13 protein-coding genes and 1 riboswitch are annotated in these 12,465 nt (G+C 33.6%); of the genes, 11 read left to right on the top strand and 2 right to left on the bottom strand.

Annotated elements, in window-relative coordinates; genetic code table 11:
• Nucleotides 1–366: 366 nt before the first annotated feature.
• From syd to J3U27_RS08800, 8 genes are all read left to right on the top strand, one after another.
• Complete coding sequence (syd, locus tag J3U27_RS08835; protein ID WP_267337677.1) at nt 367–918, top strand: SecY-interacting protein; 552 nt, start codon at nt 367–369, stop codon at nt 916–918.
• Between the two features lie 128 nt (nt 919–1,046).
• Nucleotides 1,047–2,222 carry an aromatic amino acid transaminase gene (locus J3U27_RS08830; protein ID WP_267337678.1) on the top strand — a complete coding sequence of 392 codons (1,176 nt, stop codon included), beginning with the start codon at nt 1,047–1,049 and terminating at the stop codon, nt 2,220–2,222.
• A 99-nt stretch (nt 2,223–2,321) separates the two neighbouring features.
• Nucleotides 2,322–2,909 carry a hypothetical protein gene (locus J3U27_RS08825; RefSeq protein WP_267330995.1) on the top strand — a complete coding sequence of 196 codons (588 nt, stop codon included), beginning with the start codon at nt 2,322–2,324 and terminating at the stop codon, nt 2,907–2,909.
• Between the two features lie 482 nt (nt 2,910–3,391).
• Nucleotides 3,392–4,753, top strand: a complete 1,362-nt coding sequence (gene purB / locus J3U27_RS08820) for an adenylosuccinate lyase (RefSeq protein WP_267377277.1) — start codon at nt 3,392–3,394, stop codon at nt 4,751–4,753.
• Nucleotides 4,750–5,271 (top strand): GNAT family N-acetyltransferase, encoded by a 522-nt coding sequence (locus J3U27_RS08815; RefSeq protein ID WP_267377276.1) that lies wholly within the window; start codon nt 4,750–4,752, stop codon nt 5,269–5,271. The genes purB and J3U27_RS08815 overlap by 4 nt, the downstream gene beginning before the upstream one ends.
• Nucleotides 5,271–6,047, top strand: coding sequence for an amino acid ABC transporter substrate-binding protein (locus J3U27_RS08810; protein ID WP_141673889.1), 777 nt, complete (start codon nt 5,271–5,273; stop codon nt 6,045–6,047). Before J3U27_RS08815 ends, J3U27_RS08810 begins: the two co-directional genes overlap by 1 nt.
• Nucleotides 6,044–6,715 carry an amino acid ABC transporter permease gene (locus J3U27_RS08805; RefSeq protein WP_065735246.1) on the top strand — a complete coding sequence of 224 codons (672 nt, stop codon included), beginning with the start codon at nt 6,044–6,046 and terminating at the stop codon, nt 6,713–6,715. The genes J3U27_RS08810 and J3U27_RS08805 overlap by 4 nt, the downstream gene beginning before the upstream one ends.
• Nucleotides 6,716–6,725: 10 nt before the next feature.
• Nucleotides 6,726–7,478: an amino acid ABC transporter ATP-binding protein gene (locus tag J3U27_RS08800; RefSeq protein WP_065735247.1), complete on the top strand. Its 753-nt coding sequence runs from the start codon at nt 6,726–6,728 to the stop codon at nt 7,476–7,478.
• A 39-nt stretch (nt 7,479–7,517) separates the two neighbouring features.
• On the opposite strand, the gene J3U27_RS08795 is transcribed toward J3U27_RS08800, so the two are convergent.
• Nucleotides 7,518–8,876, bottom strand: coding sequence for an MmgE/PrpD family protein (locus tag J3U27_RS08795; RefSeq protein WP_267339182.1), 1,359 nt, complete (start codon nt 8,874–8,876; stop codon nt 7,518–7,520).
• A gap of 186 nt (nt 8,877–9,062) precedes the next feature.
• On the opposite strand from J3U27_RS08795, the gene folK reads away from it, so the two are divergent.
• The 3 genes from folK (at nt 9,063) to gluQRS (ending at nt 11,056) form a co-directional block, all read left to right on the top strand.
• A complete protein-coding gene (gene folK, locus J3U27_RS08790) occupies nt 9,063–9,548 on the top strand; it encodes a 2-amino-4-hydroxy-6-hydroxymethyldihydropteridine diphosphokinase (protein WP_267339183.1) in 486 nt (161 codons plus the stop codon).
• Nucleotides 9,549–9,683: 135 nt separating this feature from the next.
• Nucleotides 9,684–10,139, top strand: a complete 456-nt coding sequence (dksA, locus tag J3U27_RS08785; RefSeq protein ID WP_065561769.1) for an RNA polymerase-binding protein DksA — start codon at nt 9,684–9,686, stop codon at nt 10,137–10,139.
• A 35-nt stretch (nt 10,140–10,174) separates the two neighbouring features.
• On the top strand, nt 10,175–11,056 hold the full coding sequence (gluQRS, locus tag J3U27_RS08780) for a tRNA glutamyl-Q(34) synthetase GluQRS (protein WP_267377275.1): 882 nt from the start codon (nt 10,175–10,177) through the stop codon (nt 11,054–11,056).
• On the opposite strand, the gene moaA is transcribed toward gluQRS, so the two are convergent.
• On the bottom strand, nt 11,036–12,010 hold the full coding sequence (gene moaA / locus J3U27_RS08775; protein ID WP_220225508.1) for a GTP 3',8-cyclase MoaA: 975 nt from the start codon (nt 12,008–12,010) through the stop codon (nt 11,036–11,038). The genes gluQRS and moaA overlap by 21 nt on opposite strands.
• Nucleotides 12,003–12,122: riboswitch (molybdenum cofactor riboswitch) on the bottom strand. Its footprint overlaps the gene before it by 8 nt.
• Nucleotides 12,123–12,465 lie beyond the last annotated feature (343 nt).

Below are 12,465 nucleotides of genomic sequence, written 5' to 3'. Positions count from 1 at the left end.
TTAATTAATTATAATAATTCTACTTACGCTATTTTATTTTGACAAACTGTAATGTCTAACGCCATTGCTGCATTACAAGGATAAATTATCCTTGTCTATTATTCACGTTTCAGCAGAGGATAGCAAGTAAATTAAAGTGATTATTTTATAAACAATTAAGTATTAATTTTGAGCGCTCAATAAAATAGGTTAAAAGTATAATAAAATGCAGCATTAGTCGCTAGTTTTCTAAATTTGATTTTGTCTAAATTTTCTACATCATTACTGATAGATTTATGACCTATTTTAGTAATTTACAAACCTAACATTAACACAGGTGCATATCCCAATTTTATCCGTATAATATAATTTAGATTTGCTTACAAAATGAACGAATATTTATCTATGGAATTACCTGAAAAAATTGCCTTAATTGATTTTACCCATCGTTGGATTGCTCAATTTGATGGTGCACCCAAAAGTGAAGAGTTACATTCATTACCTTCTCCTTGTATTACAAAAACCGAAAATCTTACTGTTTATTGGCAGCCTTATTTACTTATTCCACCAAGAAATTTAACCATCGTTGAACAAGTAATTAATATAAAAATACATCAAAGCGCTCATATTTATTATGGCACACAATATGCGGCTAATATGGCTGCAAAGTTTGCCGATATTGATGTAATTTTACTTCAACCATGGAGTGATGACGACTTCTCTAATTTAGAGCAGAATTTAATTGCGCATTTATCACAGCAAAAAAAATTAAAACGCCATCCGACTCTTTTTATTGGCTCAACTAATAAGGACACTGAAATTATTGCAATAAATAATTTAACTGCTGAAATTGTTAAAGAAGATTTAATAACAGGACAATTAATCACATTGGCACCTGATTTAAAATCATTTCTTGAAAAACTTGAAATTGAAAGTTAACAATTTGTATTTGAAAACACCAATAGTGGTAAAATTATTGCTTCGAAGCCTGATTGTTAACGAAATTGTAACTTGCCAAACAATGTGTATATAATGCATTGAAGCTCAAAAAAAGAAATAGGTATATTATGTTTGAATATTTATTAGCAGCGCCTGCAGATCCCATTTTAGGTTTAGCGGATCTTTATAACAAGGACGAACGCACTAACAAAATCAATTTAAGTGTTGGTGTTTATAAAGACGAGACGACCAAAACACCTATTTTAGAAAGTGTAAAAAAAGCTGAGCATCTGATTTTAAATGATGAAATCACAAAAAGTTATTTACCAATTGATGGTCTTAACTCATTTAATAATGCTACCCAAATTCTACTATTTGGTACTGAAAATCAACGAGCTAGAACAGCTCAAGCACCTGGAGGCACTGGTGCATTACGAATTATGGCTGATTTTTTATCTCGACGTACCAAAGTAAAACGAGTATGGATAAGTAATCCATCTTGGCCTAATCATCGTAGCGTATTTCAAACCGCAGGCTTAGAAGTTCGTGAATATCGTTACTACAATCCATTAACGCGAGACCTAGATTTTGATGGTTTAATGACTGATTTAAGTCAAGTTGTCGCTGGTGATGCGGTACTATTTCATGGCTGCTGCCACAACCCAACTGGTATCGATCCAACGCCTGAACAATGGCAAGCTATTTCGGAATTAGCGTTAAAAAACGGTTGGTTACCACTATTCGACTTAGCTTATCAAGGATTTGGACAAGGAATAGAAGAAGATGTATATGGACTTAGACTATTTGCCAATAACCAACCAGAACTCCTAATTGCTAGTTCTTACTCAAAAAACTTTGGACTTTATAATGAACGTGTTGGGGCATTTACTTTAATTGCTGCTGATAGCGAAATTGCCGATCGAGCATTTAGTCAAGTAAAAACTATTATTAGAGCCAATTACTCTAATCCACCAGCACATGGCGCCAAAATTGTCTCTTATATTTTAAATAATGATGAGCTAAAAGAAGAGTGGATTGACGAATTAACCAGTATGCGACAACGAATTCATCGTATGCGACAGTTATTTGTAAAAACACTACAAGATAAAAGTGCTAACCAAGACTTCAGCTTTATTGCTAAACAAAATGGTATGTTCTCATTTAGTGGTTTAAGTGAAGAACAGGTAATAAAATTGCGTGATGAGTATGGCATCTATATGGTCAATTCAGGTCGTATCAATGTTGCGGGAATGACTATTGATAATATGTCTAGACTTTGTGAATCAATAGTTGAAGTGTTATAAAAATATTATTAGCAAAATTTTGGACGATTTAATTTGTAGTTGCAAGGGCTGTATCATGATATATAGGCATTTTTTATTTAAAGCATCAAGGATTGTAAAATGATTAGTAAAGATTTACGCTCAGTTTTAAATGCGGGTTCGATAATTATTGGTTTAATTAACGCAAAATTTTTTTATTTTTTTATCTCTCTAATTATATTATTCGTTAATCTCTTTGTTAGTTCAAATATACTAAGGAATATCGGTTATCTTTTCTTTGTGATTTTTGTCGTGACTTTCATACTTAGTATTTATATAAATCTAAAAAACTCAAATAAAATAAAATTTTTAGCAAAAAATTTAAATATGAGTTGGACGCCTGATCTTACTATAGGAAAAATAAATGCAACTTCTGTTATATATTATCCCAATAGTAAGACTTTTTATTTTGTGAATCCAGTTGCAAATATATATGCTAGCGTTCCTCATGATTTTTTCAGAAATGTTGAACTGGAAGTAACGACAAAAACGGTAGCTAAAACAGAGGGTAATAGAAATTCAGCAAAAACGCATTATAAAGAAAAAGAATATTATAGTTTAATACTTTTTACCAATGATTTTAATATGCCAAGAATTTCAATTCCGATAAAAAATGGCAATGATGCCAGAAACTGGAAAGCAAAATTAGAATTGCATATTGCACCATAGAACTAAGTATGACAGCAATATCGTCTATTCTATTGCTGTCAAGAATCATCATCAAAAACAGTGAATCATACTATTTACCGATTCATCAAGCAGTAGCCTGAATATTATCCGTGCTAAATTATTTTAATGCAAAGATAAATAAGTGTAACAAAATGAATTTAAACATACTGAGCTAACACAAATAATTATCGATTATCTTTTAATTATATAAAGTCTAATTCTTATTTTTATTCACTTTTATAAATCCCCACTTAAGTAGTCGTCTGATAGCAAATATATAAATTGATATGGAGTATCAACCCAAAATCCAATCAGTTCATCAATAATTGGCAATAATGGTTCGGTTGAAACCAAAATGAGCTAAAACTCAACGTTTTTATTCCATTTTGTTATATCAATAGACAAACTGATTATTAGACGATGATTGAATTATTATGAATAATTATTAAACAGAGTAGAGAATAATTATTGAGGGTGATTTAGTGGCATCACACGTTATAGATTTTTTGATTTTAGGTAATAATTTTGGCACGAGTGAAATGCGCGCCATTTGGTCAGAACAACATCGTTTAGAAAAACAAATACAAGTTGAGGTTGCCCTAGCGCAAGCACAAGGTGAACTAGGTGTGATTCCACGCGAGGTTGCCGATGCAATTATTGAAAAAGCCGATGCATCTCAACTATCTATTGAACAAATAGCCGATGAAGCAGCTAAAGCCAAACACTCCTTAATGTCAACCATTAATGCACTGCAAAAACAAGTGGGTGAAGCGGGTCAATTTATTCATTATGGTGCAACGACCCAAGATATTGTTGATACGGCGACAGTCTTACAACTAAAACAATCATTTGCAATAATTGAACGTGATACCAAACTGATCGCAAATGAACTCAAACGGTTAGCAAAAAAATATCAATTTTTACCGATGGTAGGCCGCACCCATGGTATGCAAGCATTACCGACGACATTTGGTTTTAAATTAGCGGTTTGGTTAGACGAGTTTGTTCGTCATTTACAACGTTTATCTGAAATCAAACAACGGGTATTAGTCGGCAATATTAGTGGCGCAGTTTGTACTTACGCTTCAATGGGAGAGTTGGGCCCTGAAGTAGAAAAGCGAGCATTAACTTTACTTGGACTTAATACACCCAATATTGGCTGGCAAGCTGCGCGTGATCGTTTTTCCGAATACGCTTCGATTATTGCTCTTATTAGCGGTTCGCTTGGCAAAATTGGTAACGAATTTTACAACCTTATGCGAACGGAAATTAATGAAGTGGAAGAACCCTTTTCAGATGGTAAAATTGGCTCAACTACCATGCCACATAAGCGTAACCCAGCCGCCTTAGAAGGTTTAGCGAGTCTTACCGCTCCTTTATTAAAAAGTGTAGCACTTATTCATGAATCAATGAAAGTTGAACATGAACGCGATGCCATGAGCTGGCGGGCAGAATGGATTGCCCTGCCAGAAATTAATCTTTATATTTCAGCACAACTTCAAACCGCTTTAGCTGTTTTAAAAGGACTAAAAGTCAATGCTGATCAAATGTTAGCTAATTTAAAAAAACAAAATGGCTTACTGTTATCAGAAAAAATAATGTTCGAAATTGGCAAGCGATTAGGAAAACAAACTGCTCACCATTTAATTTATGAAAATGCTATGCAAGCATTTGAACAAAACCGGCCATTTAAATCACTCCTATTGGATGATCCACGTTTAAGTGAACAATTTACCGAGTCTGAACTTGATAATTGGTTAAATCCAATTAATTATCTGGGGTCTGCACCACAAAAAGTCGACCAAGTAATCAAATATGCGGAGCAAAGCGGAGTATTATTATGAATTTTCGCTTAATCAGCTGTTCCGATATTCCAGCATATCAACAATTATTGCACCGAGCATATCAAGCTACGTCACAGTTAGGCATTCATTTTGCAGCAGCTACTGTCGAACCTAAAGAAATAATTCATCATATTGATTCGAATGCAGTTTATATAATAGAAAAGGACAATAAATTAATATCAACCTTAAGCATACGTTTTCCATGGGGAAATAACCCAGGACCTTATGGATTACCACATTTAGGCTGGTTTGCAACAGATCCAATTTATAAAGGAAAAGGCTATGGTAATGCTTTATGGGATTGGGTTGAAAAAGAAGTTTTAATTAACCAACTTAAGCTTCCCGCCGTAACTTTAGGTACAGCAGCCAATCATCCATGGTTAGCCAATATATATCGCAAAAAAGGATATCAACAAATAGGGCAAGTAAATTTAACCAGTGATCACACTACCCTTTATTTTGAAAAAATATTAAATCACAAAAACTATTCCGAATGGAAAAAGAGGAGTCATCAATAATGAAAAAAATAATAACATGGTTTTCTGCTATTTTATTAATTACCCTGAGTGGTTGTGATAATCAATCAAACAATCAGGCGGCGGAACAAAACATTATAAAAGTAGGCTCAACCGGTCAAAGTTACCCGAATGGTTATAAACAAGATGGAAAGTTAGTTGGATTTGATGTCGAAGTCACAGAAGCAATTGCCAATGAGTTAGGTTTTAAAGTTGAATGGGTAATTGCTGAATTTGGTGGATTAATGGGCCAATTTGACTCAGGTCGTTTAGATACGGTAGCAAATGCAGTGGCAGTTACACCAACTCGTCAAGCTAAATATGATTTTTCTCAGCCGTATAGTTTTTATGGTAGTCAAATTGTTACACACAAAGATAATAACAATATTAATCAGTTAACTGATTTTAATGGTAAAACTATTGCAGGGGTACTTGGTTCAAACCATATTAATAATCTTAAAAAAGCATTTCCTAATAACGAAATTACGATCAAAACCTATGAAACTCGAGATGGAGCAATGCATGATACAGAATTTCAAAGAGTCGATGGTTATGTCAATTCAAAACCAATTTTATTGGCAGAAATTAAACGAAAAAATCTACCATTCAAATTAGTGGGCGAACCAATTACTATTGAACAAGTTGCCTTCCCATTTAGTAAGGATGAAAAAGGTAAAGCTTTACGAGAAAAATTTAACCAAGCCATCGAAAAATTACGTGTTAATGGAACATTGAAAAATCTTTCAATTAAATATTTTGGTGAAGATATTACCTCATGAATTTTAATATAAACTATTTCTTTAGTGTATTCCCGCAGATATTACCTTATCTGCCAGTTACACTTTTTATTGCCATTATATCATTTGTGTTTGCCACTATATTAGGGCTTGCTATTGCTTTGATTAGAAACAATAAAATTATTGTAATTGATTCTTTTTTGGCGCTGTTTATTTCTTTATTTCGTGGAATTCCATCTGTCGTTTTACTGTTTATTATTTACTATGGCCTACCACAAATATTTCCAATTATGAAACAGGTAGGCGCAACCACGGCGGCTATTATCTGTTTTAGTTTAAAATATTCAGCTTATTTAGCCGAGATATTTCGTGCTGGCTTAACTTCGGTTGATCTTGGACAAAAAGAAGCAGGATTAACCTCAGGATTAAGTACAATTCAGGTTTATCGAGGAATTATATTACCTCAAGCGATGATTAATGCTTTACCGAATGCGGGGAATATGTTTATTTCACTACTCAAAGACTCTTCTGTAGCATTTTTTGTCGGGGTACAAGAATTATTAGCAGCAGGAAAAATGTTAACTGCTAATTCTTTTCTCTATTTTGAAACTTACTTAGCCGTCGGTATTGTTTACTGGCTAACTGTTGTCGCCTATTCATGGTTACAAAAGCAGTTAGAACGTAAACTAACTAAACCATATCATCGTTAAGGAGAGTATGATGATTAGTGTATCTCATTTATCAAAACGATTTGGAAATAATGAAGTTTTAAAAGAAATAAATCTTAATATCAAAGAAGGTGAAGTAGTTGCCATTATTGGACCTTCCGGATCGGGAAAATCAACCTTATTGCGTTGTCTTAATTTACTTGAAAAACCTAATACAGGAACGATTCGTATTGATAAAGTAATACTCAATAGTGAACATTACAACCATAAGCAAGAGACCAATTTACGCAAACAATCAGCAATGGTTTTTCAACACTACAATTTATTTAGAAATAAAACAGCTTTAGAAAACATTACTTATCCATTAATTGTTGCACAGAAAATGAAGAAAAGTGAGGCACAACAGTACGGAATATCATTGTTAGAGCGAGTTGGAATGTTAGCTTATGCTGATCAATATCCTGTAACATTATCGGGAGGGCAACAACAACGTGTTGCAATTGCTAGGGCATTAGCTGTAAGACCAAAAGTATTATTATTTGATGAACCAACTTCTGCGTTAGATCCTGAGAGAGTTCATGAAGTTTTACAAGTGATGCTGAAACTAGCCAAAGAAAAGATAACTATGCTAATCGTAACCCATGAAATGGAGTTTGCAAAGTATGTGGCCGACCGCATCATCTTTATGGCTAATGGTATTATTGTTGAGGAAGGGCCAGCAAAATCATTAATTGATAACCCACAACACGAGTTAACTCAACGCTTTTTACGGCAACTCAATGATGATATTGATTTTGAAATTTAAGCTTATATTTATAAAATAATTAACTGTTTATAGTAGATATCAAAGCATTTTCCAATGCGATATGAGTAATTGTTTAATATCCATACCATTGGCTAGAGCATAGATATCAGACAATAATTGTTGTGCTTTAATTTCATTTTGCAATGCTCCAAATAACTTAGCGGCCAATTCTTGTTGGCTATAAGGATTTTTAGGTGATCCTTTAGGAATATCCAGTCGTTGGCTAATTTTTTGTCCATCATTTAATACTATTTCAATAACGACATAGCGCTTATTATATGCATCAGGATGAGGGGTTAATTGTATATCATAACTACGCTGCATTTTTTGGATTAATTGTAGGATATTGTCAGCTATTGGCTTTGAAGCAAATTGTTCAAAATCGATAGGTATACCGAGTAAAATCAATGCCAAAATATATTCTGCTGAAAAACGTCCTTGCTCAGCTAATAATGGCTTTTTATAGATCAGTGCTGCATCACTATTAATTGGAGCAAAGAAAAGAGTAATATAATCAATATTATCTACATTAAACTTAGGATGCTTATAAATTAACTTACCCGCATCAGCAATATATGAAGCGGCAGAACAATATGAATAAGTCTTAAACCATAACCCTGGTTCAACAATCTTCCATGGCTTAGCCCAGACAGTTAAATCTAAATTATCATTGCCTTGTCCATATATTGATAAAAAACCGAGGTTATCATCAAGAAAATCCTTATCTGCTGAAATCCCAGCTCTTAACCATTCAACCGATTGTATAGCATGTTGTGCAGCCAATCCCGCATGCAAAAATTTTATTGGTGTCCCCATCATTAATCGCAGACCTGACGCTTGCGTCGCAGCTAAAGTTAATGCTTGAACAAGAAATGGTTCATCATATAAATAACAAATAGCAGCCGTTGCGGCAATACCACCTAAAGTGATTGTTGTATGCCAACCTTTTTCATAATGTTCAGGATTGACACATCGTCCCAATAAGGCCATAACTTCAATACCTATTACATAGGCAGTTAAAAAACGACGACCATCTAAACGCGTTAATGAATCATCTAAGCGGATACTAGAAAATAAGGCTGATAAGATAACCGCTGATGGATGACCACGTACATCAATATGTACATCATCATAATCTAAACAATGTGCTTGAAAACCATTAAATAATGCTGCTTGCCGACTGGTTGCTAACTTTTTTTGACCAATAAGCCAAGCTCGATTGTTGCCACCTTCATCATTTATCCAAGCCAGTAATTGCTGAACATTAGTTTCATTAGATGCCTGTAAGCTACTCGCAAAATAATCAATAACACCATTAATTGCACATTCAAGGACTGATTGTTGCTCAATAATTGGCGTATTTTTTATTAACAAACTCAATTGTTGACCTAGATGCATTCTAAACTCTCATACAAATCTCAATAAATATTGAGCAAATAGTGGATGCTACATATGCGTTTAAAAGATTATATCGCTATATCTTAATAACTAGAAATAATCATTATTTAGCAATCTAGCTTGATAACACTTTATATGTGCTAAAATATCTCTACGCTTAAACATCACGAAAAAATACATCCAATTATGTCAATATGTTATATTGCCTTAGGCAGTAATCTTAACGATCCACTAGCTCAAGCTAATCAAGCTATTGCAGCCCTAAAACAATTACCCTATACCGTAGTTACTGACATTTCACCATTTTATCGCAGTAAACCGCTCGGTCCACAAGATCAAAATGATTACCTCAATGCAGTTATAAAGTTAACCACCTCACTTAAACCTATAGCTTTATTAGATGGACTACAAGCAATAGAAAAATCACAAGGTCGGGTACGCAAAGATAATCGATGGGGAGCAAGGACATTAGACTTAGATATATTATTATACGATGACTTAATAATAGACAACGATAGACTAACAATTCCTCATTATCATATGAAAAATAGAGAATTTGTACTCTATCCTTTATTTGATATTTCACCAGAACTCATCTTACCTGATAACGATAAGCTGTTTGATTTAATTAAAAAATGTCCTTTGAATAATTTAAAAAAATGGGATGAATAATTAATCTTATTAATAACATATAGTTGTAATATTCTGCACTTTTAGCACAAAAAAAATAGTAAAAAAAATTTGCCAAAGGCTAATTTATTGCTATAGTTTAGCGCTTGAAAATAATGTGTATTTAAGGGGATTGCTGTGAAAAAGGAACAAAAAGTAAATACATCTTCTCTTAGTCTGCTATCAATTGCTGGGCTTGAGCCTTATAAAGAGGCGAAAGGTGAGGAGTATATGAATCCTAAGCAATTGAAACATTTTAAACTAATCTTAGAAGCGTGGCTTTCACAATTACAAGGTGAAATGGGTAAAACTGTCTCTCATATGCAAGATGAGGCTGCTAATTTCCCAGATCCAGCCGACCGCGCAACTCAAGAAGAAGAGTTCAGTTTAGAACTAAGAGCGCGTGATAGAGAACGCAAACTTATCAAAAAAATTGAAAAAACATTAAAGAAAATTGAAACCGATGATTTTGGCTATTGTGAATCATGTGGTGTTGAAATTGGTATCCGTCGTTTAGAAGCAAGACCTACCGCTGATTTATGTATCGATTGTAAAACATTAGCTGAACTTCGTGAAAAACAAATGGGTATGTGATTCTCATTTAACTATTCTTTCTATCCTATACGCCCATGCAATATATTGGTCGTTTTGCTCCGTCACCTTCTGGACCATTACATTTTGGTTCGTTGGTGACAGCTCTTGGTAGCTACTTACAAGCCAAGGCCAGCAATGGTAAATGGCTTGTTCGTATTGAAGATATTGATCCCCCAAGGGAAGTCAAAGGCGCATCATCTTTAATATTAAAAACATTAGAAGCTTTTAATCTCTATTGGGATGATCAAGTTTTATATCAGTCTAACTGTAGTGAACGTTATCGATCAGTGTTAGCATCATTAATTTCTGAGCAAAAAGCTTACTATTGTGATTGTACCAGACAACGGATCCATAGCCTTAAAAACAATATTTATGATGGATTTTGTCGTGAGCGACATTTAACATTAAATAACGTTGCTATTCGTTTAAAGCAGAATCATCCGATTTTCTCTTTTGATGATAAAATTCGAGGTCAACAAAGCATTGATCATATCAATGCACTAGAAGATTTTATTATTCATCGAAAAGATGGATTATTTGCTTATAATCTAGTTGTTGTATTAGATGATAATTATCAAGGAATAACCGAAATTGTTCGTGGTGCAGATCTATTACCTGTGACCGCTAAACAGATTTCACTTTATCAATTATTTAATTTTACAATCCCAAATTACTGTCACTTACCATTAGCTTTAGATAGTCATGGTCATAAACTCTCGAAGCAAAATCATGCCTCTCCAATTGATATAAAAAAAACCAAATTATTAACGGTGCAAGCATTACAATTTTTAGGTCAACAAATACCCAAAAATTGGCAAGATGCCACACAGAAAGCGTTATTAGATTGGGCGATATCACACTGGGACATTAATCATATTCCCAAACAAGACTGTATGTTAACCACCAATATAAGATAAATTAGGTGTGATACCTAAATGGTGGGTATGTAATAAATGTTTTTCAGGTTTTATTAATAGTGAAGATAAAATTCTAGCTTTAAGTTGCGCTTTTTGCTCAGAGCTTTGTAGTAAATCCCGTAAATCAACCGCTGCATCACCAAACAAGCAATAATGTAATTTACCGATCGACGAGACACGTAATCGATTGCAACTTTTACAAAAATCCTTTGAATACGGCATAATCAGACCAATCTTACCTCGATAATCACTATGCGCATAAACTTTAGCAGGTCCAGAGAACGCCTCTTTTGACTGTAATTGCCAACCTTGTTCAATAAGTTGTGATTCCATCACATGACCAGCTAAATGATAACGATTAAATAATTCACGGCTTTCTGTTGTTTCCATCAATTCTATAAAACGTAACTCAACTGAACGATCTTTAATCCAAGTTAAATAATCAGCCAGATGGTCGTTCATATTTTTCATCAAAACGGTATTAATTTTAACTTTCCTAATACCTACTTCTAATGATTTTTCAACGCCTTGAATCAACTCACGTAATTTATCTTGGCCTGTTATTTGTTTAAAAATGTAAGGAGAAAAACTATCAATACTAATATTAATAGCATTAAGTCCTGCTTGTTGCCAATAATGCACATTTTTTAATAACCGTGAACCATTGGTTGTGATAGCGAGTTGTTTGATGCTGGGATAAGCAGAAATTATTGACAAAATATCAATAAAGTCTCGACGCAAAGTCGGTTCACCGCCCGTTAGCCGAATTTTATGTACACCAAGTTCAGTAAACGTTGACACAACATTGTCAATTTCATTTAACGATAAAAAGCGATGATCTTTATTAGGTCGATAACCATTAGGTAAACAGTATTGGCACTGAAAATTACACTGCTCGGTAATCGACAAGCGTAGATATTGAAATCGACGCTGAAAATTATCCATTAATTGCATATCACAAACACCTTATCCAAATCGGGAAGCATAGCCATTTCTGCGCTATACCGCGGCTAGTCCACCATATGAAACTCACTTAGGTGAAAAAGCTTCAGAGTTTGTTTAAGTCTAGCATAGACACTATTTATTGACTACGGACAATTATCACTATTCGATGATTGATTAGATGATTCAATTTCATCATTGTTCTTTTAAGTATAAATAACCGTGATGTAATTAAGTAAGTTTCCCTTCGACAAGATTAATAAAAGCGTTCGGTCTCCCTTTTCTCTCTTTTTTAACTTACTGCCCTCCCCCTTTAAGCAAATAAATTCCTTTTTCATTGATAACTCACTAACCTGACAAACTCCTTGAAGATTGTATAATATTCTAATTTTTTATCTTTTTTTCTTATTATGAGGTATTTATTTCATAACTAGAAAAAATTTTTTAATTCACCCTATTACCTCATA

Origin of the sequence: Gilliamella sp. B2911 (assembly GCF_026536965.1) — a bacterium.
Classification (GTDB): Bacteria; Pseudomonadota; Gammaproteobacteria; order Enterobacterales; family Orbaceae; genus Gilliamella; species Gilliamella apicola_E.
The sequence above is the reverse complement of the archived record's forward strand: the minus strand, read 5'-3'. Positions and strand labels throughout refer to the sequence as shown.

Bases quoted from the DNA above. Each gene is read 5' to 3' on its own strand.
- J3U27_RS08800 (WP_065735247.1), top strand. From the start codon at position 6,726: ATGATTAGTGTATCTCATTTATCAAAACGATTTGGAAATAATGAAGTT.
- J3U27_RS08795 (WP_267339182.1), bottom strand. From the start codon at position 8,876: ATGCATCTAGGTCAACAATTGAGTTTGTTAATAAAAAATACGCCAATT.
- J3U27_RS08825 (WP_267330995.1), top strand. From the start codon at position 2,322: ATGATTAGTAAAGATTTACGCTCAGTTTTAAATGCGGGTTCGATAATT.
- J3U27_RS08815 (WP_267377276.1), top strand. From the start codon at position 4,750: ATGAATTTTCGCTTAATCAGCTGTTCCGATATTCCAGCATATCAACAA.
- moaA (WP_220225508.1), bottom strand. From the start codon at position 12,010: ATGCAATTAATGGATAATTTTCAGCGTCGATTTCAATATCTACGCTTG.
- folK (WP_267339183.1), top strand. From the start codon at position 9,063: ATGTCAATATGTTATATTGCCTTAGGCAGTAATCTTAACGATCCACTA.
- J3U27_RS08810 (WP_141673889.1), top strand. From the start codon at position 5,271: ATGAAAAAAATAATAACATGGTTTTCTGCTATTTTATTAATTACCCTG.
- J3U27_RS08830 (WP_267337678.1), top strand. From the start codon at position 1,047: ATGTTTGAATATTTATTAGCAGCGCCTGCAGATCCCATTTTAGGTTTA.
- gluQRS (WP_267377275.1), top strand. From the start codon at position 10,175: ATGCAATATATTGGTCGTTTTGCTCCGTCACCTTCTGGACCATTACAT.
- syd (WP_267337677.1), top strand. From the start codon at position 367: ATGAACGAATATTTATCTATGGAATTACCTGAAAAAATTGCCTTAATT.
- J3U27_RS08805 (WP_065735246.1), top strand. From the start codon at position 6,044: ATGAATTTTAATATAAACTATTTCTTTAGTGTATTCCCGCAGATATTA.